General features: G+C 59.1%; 13 protein-coding genes and 1 tRNA gene. 10 read left to right on the plus strand and 4 right to left on the minus strand.

The window, feature by feature from the left end; all coding sequences use genetic code 11:
• Positions 1 to 122: 122 nt before the first annotated feature.
• From EYC79_RS02460 to EYC79_RS02470, 3 genes are all read right to left on the minus strand, one after another.
• A complete protein-coding gene (locus tag EYC79_RS02460) occupies positions 123 to 3,254 on the minus strand; it encodes an efflux RND transporter permease subunit (protein WP_130977050.1) in 3,132 nt (1,043 codons plus the stop codon).
• The gene (locus EYC79_RS02465) at positions 3,251 to 4,537 is read right to left on the minus strand and encodes an efflux RND transporter periplasmic adaptor subunit (protein ID WP_130977051.1); all 1,287 of its coding nucleotides are present in this window, start codon (positions 4,535 to 4,537) and stop codon (positions 3,251 to 3,253) included. The genes EYC79_RS02460 and EYC79_RS02465 overlap by 4 nt, the downstream gene beginning before the upstream one ends.
• Before the next feature lie 231 nt (positions 4,538 to 4,768).
• Positions 4,769 to 4,858, minus strand: a tRNA-Ser gene (locus EYC79_RS02470).
• Positions 4,859 to 5,080: 222 nt separating this feature from the next.
• Here EYC79_RS02470 and EYC79_RS02475 point away from each other — a divergent pair.
• The 10 genes from EYC79_RS02475 to deoA all read left to right on the plus strand — a co-directional run bounded on the left by EYC79_RS02475 (position 5,081) and on the right by deoA (position 14,299).
• Positions 5,081 to 5,398 carry a hypothetical protein gene (locus EYC79_RS02475; RefSeq protein ID WP_062427198.1) on the plus strand — a complete coding sequence of 106 codons (318 nt, stop codon included), beginning with the start codon at positions 5,081 to 5,083 and terminating at the stop codon, positions 5,396 to 5,398.
• Positions 5,399 to 5,462: 64 nt separating this feature from the next.
• Complete coding sequence (gene msrA / locus EYC79_RS02480) at positions 5,463 to 6,113, plus strand: peptide-methionine (S)-S-oxide reductase MsrA (RefSeq protein WP_062427199.1); 651 nt, start codon at positions 5,463 to 5,465, stop codon at positions 6,111 to 6,113.
• A gap of 215 nt (positions 6,114 to 6,328) precedes the next feature.
• Complete coding sequence (locus tag EYC79_RS02485) at positions 6,329 to 7,321, plus strand: BMP family lipoprotein (protein ID WP_062443185.1); 993 nt, start codon at positions 6,329 to 6,331, stop codon at positions 7,319 to 7,321.
• 82 nt (positions 7,322 to 7,403) lie between these two features.
• Positions 7,404 to 8,909: an ABC transporter ATP-binding protein gene (locus EYC79_RS02490; protein WP_130977112.1), complete on the plus strand. Its 1,506-nt coding sequence runs from the start codon at positions 7,404 to 7,406 to the stop codon at positions 8,907 to 8,909.
• A gap of 10 nt (positions 8,910 to 8,919) precedes the next feature.
• Entirely contained in the window at positions 8,920 to 10,023 is a 1,104-nt protein-coding gene (locus EYC79_RS02495) for an ABC transporter permease (RefSeq protein WP_062427202.1), read from the plus strand.
• 4 nt (positions 10,024 to 10,027) lie between these two features.
• The gene (locus EYC79_RS02500) at positions 10,028 to 10,999 is read left to right on the plus strand and encodes an ABC transporter permease (protein ID WP_130977052.1); all 972 of its coding nucleotides are present in this window, start codon (positions 10,028 to 10,030) and stop codon (positions 10,997 to 10,999) included.
• Positions 11,000 to 11,002: 3 nt separating this feature from the next.
• Positions 11,003 to 11,404 (plus strand): cytidine deaminase, encoded by a 402-nt coding sequence (locus tag EYC79_RS02505; RefSeq protein ID WP_113178801.1) that lies wholly within the window; start codon positions 11,003 to 11,005, stop codon positions 11,402 to 11,404.
• 1 nt (position 11,405) lies between these two features.
• Positions 11,406 to 12,206 carry a purine-nucleoside phosphorylase gene (locus EYC79_RS02510; protein WP_112520052.1) on the plus strand — a complete coding sequence of 267 codons (801 nt, stop codon included), beginning with the start codon at positions 11,406 to 11,408 and terminating at the stop codon, positions 12,204 to 12,206.
• 2 nt (positions 12,207 to 12,208) lie between these two features.
• A complete protein-coding gene (gene deoC, locus EYC79_RS02515) occupies positions 12,209 to 12,982 on the plus strand; it encodes a deoxyribose-phosphate aldolase (RefSeq protein WP_130977053.1) in 774 nt (257 codons plus the stop codon).
• A 6-nt stretch (positions 12,983 to 12,988) separates the two neighbouring features.
• Entirely contained in the window at positions 12,989 to 14,299 is a 1,311-nt protein-coding gene (gene deoA / locus EYC79_RS02520) for a thymidine phosphorylase (RefSeq protein WP_130977054.1), read from the plus strand.
• A gap of 40 nt (positions 14,300 to 14,339) precedes the next feature.
• On the opposite strand, the gene cysK is transcribed toward deoA, so the two are convergent.
• The gene (gene cysK, locus EYC79_RS02525; protein WP_062427208.1) at positions 14,340 to 15,308 is read right to left on the minus strand and encodes a cysteine synthase A; all 969 of its coding nucleotides are present in this window, start codon (positions 15,306 to 15,308) and stop codon (positions 14,340 to 14,342) included.
• Between the last annotated feature and the right edge of the window lie 121 nt (positions 15,309 to 15,429).

The following is a 15,429-nucleotide window of genomic DNA, read 5'->3' on the forward strand; positions in this document are numbered from 1 at the left end:
TCTATCTTCTTTGATCTACGCATCGTGCTTTCCGAAAATCGATTCCGATTTTCGGGCCGATGCTGTAAAATTTCAAAAGCCCGGGAGACCGGGCTTTTTTTGTGCCTTCCGAAGCGGCGCAATCATGCGGCCGCCTTGTTGGGCTTGCTGGCCGTCTCGCTATTGGCCTCATGTTCCATCGTGTGACGGCGTGAGAACAGCCTGCCAAGAGCTTGGCCCGCACGCTCCATCTCGACGAAAATCACCGGCGTGATGAAGAGAGTAAGGACCTGTGAGACCAGCAGGCCACCGACCACCGCGACACCCAGAGGCTGGCGAAGTTCGGAACTGGCACCGGAGCCAAGCGCGATCGGCAACGCGCCGAGAAGCGCGCAGAAGGTGGTCATCATGATCGGGCGGAAACGGCGCACGCAGGCCTCGTGGATGGCGACAGCCGCCGCCTCTCCCTTGCTGCGCATGTTGTCGACCGCCACGTCGATCATCATGATCGCATTCTTCTTGACGATGCCGATCAGCATCAGAAGGCCGATCAGGGCGATGATGGAAAAATCCATGCCCATGATTTTAAGCGCCAGGAGTGCACCGAAGGCTGCCGCCGGCAGGCCCGACAGAATGGTGAGCGGATGGATGAAGCTTTCATAGAGAACACCCAGCACCACGTAGATGGTCAGCACCGCGGCCAAGATCAGCAGACCGGTATTGCCCTGTGACTGCTGGAAGATTGCTGCCGTGCCGCCATAGGTGGTGAAGACATCGTTGGGAAGGCCGATCTGCGCCTTGACCTGATCGATGCGCTGCATGGCCTGGCTGAGCGAGACACCATCCGGCAGATTAAAGGAAATGGTGGTCGAGACCAGCTGTCCCGTCTGGTTGATGGCAACCGGCGCCGGCTTGCTCTCCACCGTGGCAAAGTTGGACAGCGGCACCAGCGTGTTGGTCTTGGTGGAGAGAATATTGATGTCGCGCAGAGAGTCTGCCGTCCAGGGCTTGGAGCGATCGAACTCGACGATCACATTATAGCTGTTGCCCGTCGATTGGATCTGTGCGGCGTCATAGCCACCAAAAGACATTTCCAACGTCTTGCGCAGCTGATCGTTGGTAATGCCGTAGGCGGCTGCCTTCTCGGAATTAATCACGATGGTTGCGGCAATCGCGCCATTCTGCGCGTCAGATGTGACGGACGTGAATGTCGGGTCCTTGCGCATCTCGTCCATCAGCTTGCCCGACCAAAGGCTTGTAGCATCGGCGCTCAGGCCCTGTACGACGAGCTGATATTGCGAGGCCGAACTGCGGCCACCAAAACGAAGGCTCTGCTGCGGCGTGATGTAGGTTCTGATACCGGGAATCTTCGCGGTTGCCTTGGTGAGCTCAGCCAGTGTCTGCTGGAGCGGTTCTCGATCCGCTTTCGGCTTCAACTGCACGAACATGGAGCCATTGTTCAGCGGGCTGCGCGAACCGCCGCCAACGATGGAGGTGACATGCAGGACGGCGGGGTTGGTGCGGATCGCTGCCGCCACCTGGTTCTGCAGGTCACTCATGTCCGTATAGGAAATGTCCTCACGCGCACGGGTCGAGACCGACAGCTGACCAATATCTTCCTGCGGGAAGAAGCTGGATGGCAGGGTCCAGAACAGCAGGCCGGATGCTGCGACCGAGCCCAGGAAGCACAAAAGAACAAAGCCGCGATGGCGCAGGCACCATCCAACGGCGCGGTCGTAAACGCCGAGCGTCCGGTCAAAACCGGCATCGAACCAGCGAATGATCGCCGGCGGTCTGGAGGAATGAGACGACAGGCGCGAAGCGAGCATCGGCGTCACCGTCAGGGACACGAGCGCCGATGCCAGGATGGCAAGCGTCACCACCATGCCGAATTCGTTGAACAGGCGGCCAACCACACCGCCCATCAAAAGAATAGGGATGAACACGGCAACGAGCGATATCGACATGGACAGAATGGTGGAACTGACTTCCGCCGCACCTTTAAGTGCGGCTTCACGCATGGGCAGCCCCTCTTCATGCAGGCGCAGAATATTCTCCAGCATGACGAACGCATCATCCACCACGAGACCGACCGAGAGCGTCAGCCCCAGAAGTGAGATGTTGTCGATGCTGTATCCCAGGACATACATGGCGCCGAAGGCCGCAATCAGCGACAGGGGAACGGCAAGGCCTGGAATGATGGTCGCGGTCAGGTGTCCGGTGAAGAGATAGATGACCAGGACAACCAGCGCGATGGTCAGGAACAGTGTGAACTGAACATCCGAAACGGCGTCCTTGATCGCAACGGACGTGTCATTCATGACATGGATGTTGATCGAGGGCGGCAATTGTTCGCGAAGCGCCGGCAACTTGTCCTGTATGGCTTTCACCACATCGACCGTATTGGCATCCGATTGGCGCTGGACGGCGAGAATGATGGCGGGTTCGCCGTCGAACCAGCTGCCGGCATCCGGATTGTCCACGCCATCCTGCACATTGGCGACATCACCCAGATGGATCGGCGCACCGTTTGCGGTGGCGACGACCAGCGACTTGAACTCCTCTGCATTGGTTCTTTGCGTATCGGCATCAATCGTCAGGCGCTGGCTCTTGTTTTCCAGCGCGCCGACCGGGACCTGATTGTTCGCCTGTGCAATGGCTGTCGTGACCGTATCGACGCCAAGATTGCGGGCCTGAAGTTTGGAGGGTTCTAGACCCACCCGCACCGCATAGGTTTTTGCTCCGTAAACACTCACCTGCGCCACGCCTGAAATTGTCGAGAGCAGCGGCGAGATGATGTTCTCAGCAATATCGTCCACCTTGCTTGCCGGCATCTCCTTGCTGTTGACGGCCAGCAACAGGACCGGCGCGTCCGCCGGGTTGGTTTTGCGGTAGCTCGGCGCGGTGGTCATGTTGCTCGGCAACTGTCGCTGCGCGCGCGAAATGGCCGCCTGGACATCCGCTGCAGCTGCATCGATATCGCGGTTCAGATCGAACTGGATGACGATGGAGGCGTTGCCGAGCGTGTTGGTGGCGCTGATTTCACTGATGCCGGGAATGGTCTCAAACTGCTTGACGAGCGGTGTCGTGACCGAGGTCGCCATGGTCTCCGGCGAGGCACCGGAGAGCGACGCCGAGACGTTGATGGTGGGAAAGTCCACTTTTGGCAGCGCCGCCACAGGCAGGAGCCTGTAGCCGGCAAAGCCAGCGAGCGTCAGCCCGATCGCAAGAAGGATGGTCGCAACGGGGCGATTGATGCAAAAACGTGCGATCACTGGGCAATCTCCGTAGCGGGCGCGTTCTGTGCAACTTTGTTTGGCTGACCGGCGGCAGCTTCCGGCGTATCGACGACCGTCTGACCATCCGTCAATTCCGACTGTCCTTCGACGATGATGCGTTGTCCGGCAGAGAGGCCGCTGGCGATCGCCGTCATATTGCCGTTCGAGCGGATGACATCGACAGGCGTCATGTGAACATGGTGGCTGTCATCCACGGTGTAGACGAATTGCCCGTTTGGTCCCGCCCTCAGCGCCACTGTCGGCACAACGATCTGCTTCTGATCCGACTGGAAGTGAACGACGACGTCGGCGGACTGCCCGGGCCACACCAGGCCCTTGTCGTTCTTGAACGCGGCCTTTACCAGCACCGTACCCGATGCCTGGTCGACGGTGTTGTCGAAATAGGCAAGCTTTCCCTGGATCGGCGTTCCGCCGGTTGCCACCGGGTCGATATCGACCGTCGCGCCGTTTTTCATCCCTTCACGCAGTTGCTCCAGATAGCGCTGAGGCAGCCTGAACTGCATGTAAATCGGATCGTAGCGGGTGATGCTGACAATCGTCACACCGGCACTGAGATAGGCGCCAGGGCTTATGGTGATGATGCCGAGGCGACCATTATAGGGCGCGCGGATTTCGGTGTCCTGAAGGGTTGCCTCATCGGACTGCAATGTTGCCTTGTCGGCATCGATCTTGGCGGCGGCCATGTCGCGGGCTGCGCGGGCCTGATCCAGCACCTGTTGGGACTCCGCACTCTGTTTGGCAAGAGCGGTCGCGCGATCGAATGCCGCCTGTGCCTGTGCCAGACTGGCCTGATCGGACGCAATGTTGGCCTTGTCCTTGGCAACGGCAGCGCTCGCAAAGCGATCATCCATCTTGATGATGAGATCGCCCGCCTTGACCTCCTGGCCACTCGTGGCAGCCACAGACGCGACCGTACCCGCTTCACGCGGGGCGATGTTGGTGGCATCCGCAGCAACAGCCCAGCCGGTCGCTTCCACATCCATAGGCAAGGCCGCTTCTTCGACGGTGACTGTCGAAACTGCAGGCGGACCACCATTGCGCCGCCCGCCGCCCTGGCCCTTCGCCCGGTCGTGACCGCCGCCATCCTGGGCGGCGGCCTTGTCTCCCCCGGCCTTTCCATCAGCAGAAGCCGTGTGCGTCACGGCCCCTTGCGAAGCGACGAAAGGCAACGATTTGATATAGGGGATCTCGTCACGAAACGGCCAAGCCGCAACAGCGACGACAACCAGTATGCTGAAGAGTATCCAGATTTTTTTCATGCGGGGGGTCCGACTTGATGGAGAAAGCCGCGATACGCCCACCGTATCGTTGAGACCTTCCAGTCTCAGGAAACATCCTTATCACGCCAAAATCACCTTAAGTTTTGGTAACATGGACAAGTTTTAATTTTGGGAGGGGTGCGCGGAGCGCAAAGCAACGACAAGAAGAGCCACGCAATGCGCGAGATCTTTCGAAATCCAAAAATATCGTGAGAATTTATAAGCGCGAAATGGCGGACAGGGTGGGATTCGAACCCACGGTACGCTTTCACGCACACACGCGTTCCAGGCGTGCGCCTTAAACCACTCGGCCACCTGTCCTTCTTTACAATCTGCATGTTTGGGAAATGCAAATCACTGGAACGGCGCGATATATACCGATGAATTCGCGGCGATCAACCCGATTCTGACAGTTTTTTTAAATGTCTGTGAAAAGGCTGTTCATGAGGAGATTGCAAAGCGCTGCTTCGGACTTTATCCAGAACCAGGAGAAGGTCGCCTTGGGCGACTGTCCTGTTGAGTAAGCCGCCGGGGAGTCCTGCCATGAAAGCCTTGTTCCGGTTTCTTAGCTTTCTGCTTCTTCTGTGCGCAATTGGCGTTGGCGTCTTCGATTCCATCCGCTCGGTTTCCACATCCTCCGTCGATCTCTTGAGCTTTCGCGAAGGCTGGGCGGAAGTTTTTCCTTCCTCGCTTGCCATGGCAGAAAGCGTGACGGCACACTATATTCACCCGGAAGCGTGGCGCTGGATCGAAAACGGCTTGAATGCCGTTCCTGCCTTCGCGGTTCTTCTTGGGCTTTCGCTGCTTTTCTGGATGGCAGGCTACCGAAAGCCAAGACCGCTCGGTCGTTTTGCGGCCTGACGATACCAGCATCCCACACTGCATGAGAGCGGAACGCGGCGCCGATCGCCGCAGGGAGACTGCAATGTTTGGATTCGATACCCTTTCAAAAAAGACAGTGATGCCGACCGCAGAGACCGCGATCCCCGGCCGGGATGAGGCGGTGGTCGTGCCGGAACACCATTTCGTCAATGGAAGAAGCCTGAAAGGCCCCTACCCCGACGGGTTTGAAACGATCTATCTCGGAATGGGCTGCTTCTGGGGTGCCGAACGGTTGTTCTGGAAGACGCCCGGCGTCTACGTCACTGCGGTTGGCTACTCCGGTGGAATGACCCGTAACCCGCACTACCAGGAAACCACGACAGGGCTGACCGGCCATGCCGAGGTGGTCAAGGTGGTCTATGACCCGTCACAGGTGACGCTGGCTCAACTCCTGAAGATCTTCTTTGAAGAACATGATCCGACCCAGGGCATGCGTCAGGGGAACGATGTCGGCACGACCTATCGCTCGGTAATCTATACGACCAATGATGCGCAACTCGCCGAAGCCAAGGCCGCCCGCGATGCCTTCCAACAAGCGCTGGAAACGGCCGGTCATCGTCCGAAGATCACCACCGAGATCGAGCCGCTCGATATCTTCTATTATGCCGAGGACTACCATCAGCAATATCTCGCCAAGAACCCGGGCGGCTATTGCGGGTTGAGGGGAACCGGCGTGACCTGCAACATCGCCTAGTTGTATGGCAACTGCCCGGTGGAAGAGATTAAAAAACCACCAGAAAAGAGGTTTTCCACCGGGCAAAAAAAACGGGTGAATTTTTCTCGCAGCCGTGCAAGGATGCTCCTCACGCTCAGCCCACAAGGCTGGCTTTTCCGCAGAACATGCCCAGCATAAGGGCTTGCGGGAGGACCCTTTTTAATAAAATTAAACTGCAACAACAGGGCTGCAAAATGAAAAAATCCCTTCTGACGCTTTTCGCGCTTGCTGCGATGTCGGCTTCCGCCTTGGCCGCGGATATCAAGCCTGCATTGGTCTACGGAACGGGCGGCAAGTTCGACAAGTCGTTCAACGAAGCTGCTGCAACGGGTGCTGAGAAGTTCAAGTCTGAAACCGGCATCGAGTTCCGCGATTTCGAGCCGACCAGCGACACGCAGGGTGAACAGGCGATCCGCAACTTCGCAAGCCGCGGCTTCAATCCGGTGGTTGCAGTGTCCTTTGCCTGGACCTCCGCGATGGAGAAAGTGGCTAAAGAATTTCCCGACACCAAGTTCGTGATCGTCGACTCCGTCGTCGACCTGCCGAATGTACGCTCGGTCGTCTACAAGGAAGAAGAAGGCTCCTACCTCGTGGGTCTGCTCGCCGGCATGGCGTCCAAGACCGGCAAGGTCGGCTTCATCGGCGGCATGGACATTCCGCTGATCCGCAAATTCGCCTGCGGCTACGCCCAGGGCGCCAAGGCTGCCAATGACAAGATCGAAGTCTTCCAGAACATGACCGGCACGACGGGTGCGGCCTGGAACGACCCGGTGCGTGGCGGTGAACTCACCAAGAACCAGATCGACCAGGGCGCGGACGTGATCTACGCGGCAGCCGGTGCGACGGGTCTCGGCGTTCTGCAGACTGCGGCTGACAACAAGAAGTACTCGATCGGCGTCGATTCCAACCAGAACCACCTGCATCCGGGCTCGGTTCTGACATCGATGGTCAAGCGCGTCGATCTCGCCGTCTACAACGCGTTCAAGGACGTCAAAGACGACAAGTTCACCGCTGGCGTCAACGCGCTCGGCGTCAAGGAAGATGGCGTGGCTTATGCTGTCGATGACAACAACAAGGCTCTGATCACGCCTGAAATGGCGGCAGCTGCCGACAAGGCGAAAGCAGACATCATCTCCGGCGCCGTCAAGGTTCACGACTACATGTCGGACAATTCCTGCCCGAAATGATATGAAATTTGACAGGGGCGCATGATGTTTTTCATCTTGCGCCCTTTTCATATCCAGCCTTCGGAGAGGTTTTGGTTTGAGTATGAACCCTGCAATCGAGCTCGTGGGCATCGACAAGTCGTTCGGTGCCGTTCACGCCAATAAAAATATCAATCTGACCGTTGCCAAGGGGACCATCCACGGCATCATCGGGGAAAACGGTGCCGGCAAGTCGACCCTGATGTCGATCCTTTACGGCTTCTATCAGGCCGATTCCGGTGAAATCCGGGTCAACGGCAACCCCGTTACCATCAAGGACAGCCAGGCTGCCATCGACGCCGGTATCGGCATGGTGCACCAGCACTTCATGCTGGTCGAAAATTTTTCCGTGCTGGAAAATGTCATGCTCGGTGCGGAGGGCGGCGCTCTTCTGTCCAAGGGCACGGCGGCCACCCGCAAGGAATTGAAGCGCCTTGAGGATGAGTATGGCCTCGAGGTCAATCCGGATGCGATCATCGAGGATCTGCCGGTCGGACTGCAGCAGCGCGTGGAAATCCTGAAAGCCATGTATCGCGGCGCAGAAATCCTGATCCTCGACGAGCCGACCGGCGTTTTGACGCCTGCCGAAGCCGATCACCTGTTCAAGATTCTGAGCGTGTTGCGCGACCAGGGCAAGACGGTCATCCTCATCACCCACAAGCTGCGCGAAATCATGGCGATTACCGACGAGGTCTCTGTCATGCGCCGCGGCGAGATGGTGGCAACGCGCAAGACGTCGGAGACGACGGTGGAAGAACTGGCCGAGTTGATGGTCGGTCGCCGCGTTCTGCTGCGCGTCGAAAAGGGTGAGGCCAAGCCTGGCGCGGTTCTTTTTTCGGTTCGTAACCTGACGGTGAAGGACAGCCGTGGCGTGACCATGGTGGATAATGTTTCCTTCGATGTGCGCGCTGGCGAAATCGTCGGCATTGCAGGCGTTGCCGGAAACGGTCAGTCCGAACTCCTGGAAGCCATTGCCGGAATTCGCAAGCCGCATTCGGGTGAAATCCTGATCGGTGGCAAGCAGGTGGACAAGGTCGATCCGGCCATCTTGCGCCAACTCGGTCTGGCCCATATCCCGGAAGACCGCCACCATATGGGCCTGATCTTGAAATTCGAGGAATATGAGAATTCGATCCTCGGTTATCATCGTGACGAACGCTATGGAAAAGGTCCGTTTCTCGATCCCGAAGCCATTCGTAAGGATGCGGTCGAAAAGATCGAGAAATACGATATCCGCCCACCAAATGCCCGGCTGAAGACTGCCAATTTTTCCGGGGGCAACCAGCAGAAGATCGTCGTTGCGCGCGAAATCGAGCGCGACCCGAGCATGCTGATCATTGGCCAGCCAACGCGTGGCGTCGATATCGGGGCGATCGAGTTCATTCACCGCCGCATCATCGACATGCGCGATGCGGGCAAGGCCATCCTTCTGGTCTCCGTTGAACTGGATGAAATCCGCTCGCTCTCGGACCGCATTCTGGTTATGTTTGCCGGCCGGGTCGTTGGAGAAAAGACGGCGGAAGCCGAAGAACAGACGCTGGGCCTGATGATGGCCGGCATTGCCGCATAAGGCCACACACATGAGTACAGCTTCCGTTCCCCTGCCCGGTTGGATCACATACGGCCTTCTGCCGTTTCTGAACATCCTGACGGCCTTCTTCATCTCAGGCCTCGTCGTCTGGTCGATCGGCGAAGATCCCTTCGCAGCCCTTCGTCTCTTGATCGAAGGCGCGCTCGGTCGTGGCGACGCCATCGGGTTTACCCTGTTCTATACGACAAGCTTCATCTTCACCGGCCTTTCCGTCGCCGTCGCCTTCCATGCCGGGCTTTTCAATATCGGCTCGGAAGGACAGGCCTATATCGGTGGTCTGGGTGCGGCACTCGTGGCGCTCACGCTCGACCGTTACGTTCCCTGGTATGTGACGATGCCTTTCGCCGTCATCGGTGCCGCTGTCTTCGGCGCTGCCTGGGCGTTCATTCCCGGCTGGCTGCAGGCCAAGCGCGGCAGCCACATCGTCATCACCACGATCATGTTTAACTTCATTGCCGCGGCATTGATGGTCTATCTGCTCGTCAACGTGCTGATCGTTCCGGGCAAGATGGCGCCGGAAACCCGCACATTCCTGCCCGGCGGACAGTTGCCGAAGCTCGATTGGCTGATGGCATTGTTCGGCCTCAAGCTTGGCCCCGCGCCCTTCAATGTGTCCTTCATCATCGCGCTCGTCATGGCGTTTCTGGTGTGGGTGCTGATCTGGCGTACCAAGCTTGGCTATGAGATGCGCGCTCTCGGTTTCAGCCCGCAAGCGGCTATCTATGCCGGTATGCCCTATTCGCGCACGGTCATCATCACAATGCTGATCTCCGGCGGTCTTGCTGGCATGATGGCGTTGAACCCGGTCATGGGGGCGTCAGCCCGTCTTCAGGTGGAGTTCGTCGCAGGTGCCGGCTTCGTCGGGATTGCCGTCTCGCTGATGGGCAGAAGCCATCCGCTCGGCATCGTCTTTGCGGCGTTGCTCTTCGGCATTCTCTACCAGGGCGGCGCGGATCTCTCGTTTGAGATGCCCAACATCACCCGCGAGATGATCGTCGTCATCCAGGGTCTGGTGATCCTGTTCGCCGGTGCCCTTGAATTTATGTATCGCCCCGCGCTTGTGCGCATCTACCAGAATTTCGTGAAGAGGTAAGGCCATGGAAAGCTTTGACATGCTGGTCAGCATTCTCGGTTCGACCGTCCGCCTGACCATTCCGCTTCTGTTTACCGCCCTTGCGGGGCTATTCTCCGAACGCGCCGGCGTGTTCGATATCGGCCTGGAAGGCAAGATGCTGGCTGCCGCCTTCGCATCCGCCTGCGTTGCTTATCTGACCAAAGACCCATGGGCCGGCCTTGCCGCCGGTATCGGTATCTCGATCTTCTTCTCGCTGGTGCATGGCTTTGCCGTCATCACCAACCGCGGCAACCAGATCGTCTCCGGCGTGGCGCTGAACTTCGTCGCCGCTGGCCTCACCGTCGTTCTGGGTCAAGCCTGGTTCGGCCAGGGCGGACGCACGCCGCAGATTACCGGCGAGGGCCGTTTCACGCCGATCATTCTTCCGGGTGTGGACATGATGCGTGAGGTGCCCTTCATCGGCCCTATCTACGCCAATGTCATTTCCGGCAACAACATCTTGACGTATCTCGCCTTCCTGGCCGTGCCGATTTCCTGGTGGGTGCTTTACCGCACGCGCTTCGGCCTTCGCCTGCGCGCTGTCGGTGAGAACCCAGGTGCCGTAGATACGGCTGGCATTTCTGTGGCATGGATGCGCTTCCGCGCCGTCATCGTTGCCGGTTTCCTGTGCGGCTTTGCCGGTACCTATCTTGCCGTTGCGCAGTCGGCAGCCTTCATTGCCAACATGTCTGCCGGCAAGGGCTATATTGCACTTGCCGCTCTGATCTTCGCCAAGTGGAAGCCGGTCCCGGTCATGTTTGCCTGCCTTCTCTTCGGCTTCCTCGATGCGATGGCGAACTTCATGCAGGGCAAGGCGATCCCCGGCATCGGCGAAGTGCCGGTGCAGATCTTCCAGGCGCTGCCCTATATCCTCACCTGCATTCTGCTCGCCGGTTTCATCGGCGTCGCCAAGCCGCCAAAGGCCGGTGGTGTTGCCTACTCCAAGGAGCGTTGATCGATGCTGAACGAACCGACGACCCACGCGCTCTTCGAAGCCGCCCGTGAGGCCATGGGCTTTGCCCATGCGCCCTACTCGAAGTTCCCGGTGGGCGCTGCGATCCGTGCCGAAGATGGCAAGGTCTATAAGGGTGCCAATATCGAAAACCTGTCCTTCCCTCAGGGCTGGTGCGCGGAGCCTTCCGCCATCAGCGCCATGGTGATGGGCGGCGCCAGGCAGATCAAGGAGATCGCGGTCATCGCAGAAAAGCTGGCGCTCTGCCCCCCTTGCGGCGGCTGCCGCCAGAAGATTGCAGAGTTCGCAAGCGCTGAAACGAAGGTCTATCTCTGTGACGAGAGCGGCGTGCAGAAGGTGATGACCATGGACGAACTTCTGCCCTTCAGCTTCAAGACCGAGTTGTAAGATGGATCACGCGATCATCGACGTTTTGGTGGAACGGCTGAATGGGCTTGTTCCCCGCACAGCCATCGTGCTCGGCTCCGGCCTCGGCGTGCTGGTGGATGAGGTCGTAGACCCGATCCGCATTCCCTATTCGGATATCCCAGGTTTTCCGGAAAGTGCCGTCTCCGGCCATGCCGGTGAAGTGGTGGCCGGGTATCTCGGCGGCCAGCCGGTCATCATGCTGTCCGGCCGTGTGCATTACTACGAAAAGGGCGATGCATCCGCCATGCGCCCGGCAATCGAGGCGCTGGCCGGTATCGGTGTCCAATCCCTGATTCTCACCAACTCGGCGGGCTCGGTTCGCCAGGATATGCCGCCCGGTTCTGTGATGCAGATTACCGATCACATCAACTATTCGGGCATGAACCCGCTGATCGGCGAGGAGAGCGACAAGCGCTTCGTCGGCATGACCAGCGCTTACGATGCGGATTTGACGCTTGCCATGCGCAATGCGGCGATCCGTGCGACCGTCCCGCTGTTTTCCGGCGTCTATATGTGGTTTTCCGGCCCAAGCTTCGAAACGCCCGCCGAAATTCGCATGGCGCGCACGCTTGGTGCCGATGCTGTGGGCATGTCCACCGTACCGGAAGTGATCCTTGCACGCTTTTTCGGGATGCGCGTTGCCGCAGCTTCCGTTATTACAAACTACGGTGCCGGCATGACCGGTGCAGAACTGAGCCATGACGAGACCAAGGACATGGCTCCGATTGGCGGCAAACGTCTTGCCGCCGTTTTAACGGAAATGATTTCGGGAGGAAACTAAGCATGGAACTTCAGCGCCCGCGCGAAGCAGCCAGCCTCGCTTTGTCCTTGCTGGACCTGACCAATCTGAAAGACGATTGCACGCCGGAGCAGATTGCAAGCCTCTGCCAGAGAGCCCATACGCAGTTTGGCAACACGGCGGCCATCTGCATCTGGCCGCGCTTCGTCGCCCAGGCGCGTACGGCCTTCGGCAACAACCATTCGATCCGCATCGCGACCGTCGTGAATTTTCCGTCCGGCGATCTTGATGTCGCCACCGTCGTCGCGGAAACCGAGCGCGCCATCGCCGACGGTGCAGATGAAATCGATCTGGTCATTCCCTATCGCAAGTTCATCGCAGGCGATGAAGCCGCGGTTGCGGAGATGGTGGCGGCAGTTCGCCAAGCTTGCCCCGAGCCGATCCTGCTGAAAGTCATCCTTGAAACCGGCGAGTTGAAGGACAAGACCCTCATCCGCCGCAGCAGCGAGATTGCTATTGCCGAAGGCGCTGATTTCATCAAGACTTCCACCGGTAAGGTGGCCGTCAACGCCACGCTTGAGGCGGCAGACATCATGCTGCAGGCCATCCGCGACAGCAGGAAGAAGGTTGGCTTCAAGCCTGCTGGGGGGATCGGCACGGTTGCCGATGCTACGCTTTATCTTCGTCTGGCAGAAACCATCATGCAGCCCAACTGGGCGATGCCCTCCACCTTCCGCTTCGGCGCCTCCAGCCTGCTGGATGATGTTTTGAATGTGCTTACGGGTGGAGAGCCAGCCGAAGCTGCAACCGGATATTGACGCCTCATGATCCCGCAAGAGATCATCCGCCGCAAGCGTGATGGCGAGACGCTGGCCGCTACCGAGATCGCAGATTTTATCGCGGCACTGTCCAATGGGTCTATTTCAGAGGGACAGGCAGCAGCCTTTGCCATGGCGGTGTTCTTTCGCGGCATGACGCGCGAGGAGACGGTTGCGCTGACACTTGCGATGCGCGACAGCGGCGATGTGCTGTCCTGGGCCGACATCGGCAAACCGATCTCGGACAAGCATTCGACCGGGGGCGTCGGCGACAATGTCTCGTTGATGCTGGCACCCATCGTGGCAGCGTGCGGGCTGGCCGTGCCGATGATATCCGGTCGTGGTCTTGGCCATACCGGTGGGACGCTGGACAAGCTCGAAGCCATCCCCGGCTATGATGTGATGCCGAACGAGGCGCTGTTCCGGCGCACGGTCAAGGATGTGGGCTGCGCCATCATCGGCCAGACGGGCGATCTCGCACCTGCGGACAAGCGGCTTTATGCCATCCGCGACGTAACGGCGACGGTGGATTCCATACCGCTGATTACCGCCTCCATTTTGTCCAAGAAGCTCGCAGCGGGTCTTGAGACGCTGGTGCTTGACGTCAAATTCGGCAGTGGTGCCTTCATGCTGACTGCCGAGGAAGCCGAACTGCTTGCTGCGGCCCTGGTGCAGGTCGCCAATGGTGCGGGCGTAAAAACGTCGGCGTTGATTACCGATATGAACGAGCCTCTGGCGGATGCGGCTGGTAATGCGCTCGAAATCTTCCACTGCCTGGATTTCCTGCAGGGTCGAAAAGGCGGCACGCGCATCGAGACGCTGGTGCTTGCTTTTGCCTCAGAGATGTTGGTGCAGGGCGGTGTGGCATCAACGCTGACCGATGCCGAGGCAATGGCGCGCGAGGCGCTCTCTTCCGGTCGCGCCATGGAGCGCTTTGCGCAGATGGTCAGCGCACTTGGCGGCCCCACTGACTTCATCGACCGGCCTCAACACTATCTGAAAGCCGCACCGCACGTCGTACCTGTTACAGCCCAGGCGAGTGGATGGCTTGCATCCTGCCAGGCGCGGAATGTGGGCATGGCGGTCGTCGAGCTTGGCGGGGGCCGTCGTCACCCAAGTGACCGGATCGACCACCGCGTCGGTCTGTCAAACATCCTGCCGCTCGGCACCAAGGTAGAGGAAGGCCAGCCGATTGCGATGGTGCATGCGGCGAGCCGTGAAGACGCAGATCGTATCGCCGCATCCGTGCGAAGCTATTACGCAATCTCGGGCGCACCGATTGCGTCCGCACCCGTTATCGTCAAGCGTCTGGCCTGAGAGAGGGCGGCATTCATTGCCGCCGCTCAATCGTTGTCTCTTACAGGCCGAGCCCTTCGAACAGCGCGGTAGAGAGATACCGTTCCGCGAAGGACGGAATGATCACCACGATGGTCTTGCCAGCATTCTCCTCCCGCGCACCGACCTTGATGGCGGCAGCAAGTGCTGCACCTGAGGAAATGCCGACCGGAACGCCTTCCAGCCGTGCCGCGAGGCGTGCGGTTTCGAAAGCATCGTCATTGCTGACGGTGACGATCTCGTCGTAGATCTTGGTATCGAGAATGCTCGGCGCAAAACCCGCACCGATGCCCTGGATCTTGTGCGGGCCGGGTGTACCGCCGGACAGAACCGGACTGTCTGTAGGCTCGACCGCCACGACCTTGATATCTGGCTTGCGGCCCTTCAGCACCTGACCGACGCCCGTGATCGTCCCACCGGTGCCAATGCCGGACACAAAGATATCGACCGAGCCATTGGTGTCGTTCCAGATTTCCTCTGCCGTCGTCTTGCGGTGAATTTCCGGATTGGCGGGGTTTTCGAACTGCTGCGGGATGATGGCGTCGGGCAGCGTTTCTGCCAGTTCATGCGCCTTGGCAATGGCGCCCTTCATTCCCTTCGGACCTTCCGTCAGCACCAGTTCGGCGCCGAGCAGCGCCAGCATCTTGCGGCGCTCGACCGACATGGTCTCTGGCATGGTGAGGATCAGCTTATAGCCCTTGGCGGCAGCGGCGAAGGCCAGCGCAATGCCGGTATTGCCCGAGGTCGGCTCGACAAGCGTCGTCTTGCCGGGGGCGATCTTTCCTTGCGCTTCCAGCGACTCGATCATCGCCACGCCGATGCGATCCTTGACGGAGGCGATGGGGTTGAAGAATTCGAGCTTTGCCAGAAGCGTCGCGTGCACACCCTTTTCCTTCGCCAGCTTGTCCAGACGCACCAGCGGCGTGTCGCCTATCGTTTCGGTGATCGAGGAATAGATGCGTCCGCGTCCGGGTTTCTTCGCTTCCGACATGCCTGCTCTCCTGCCTTATGTCCTCATGCAATCGCGCGCAGGATAGGGCGATACTGGCAGGGAAGCCAGAGAACAAACGTGCTTATAGGGCGAGGTGCCTGGGATAGATCACCAATCTCAG

This window comes from Agrobacterium cavarae (assembly GCF_004310285.1).
In the GTDB taxonomy this organism is placed as follows: Bacteria; Pseudomonadota; Alphaproteobacteria; order Rhizobiales; family Rhizobiaceae; genus Agrobacterium; species Agrobacterium cavarae.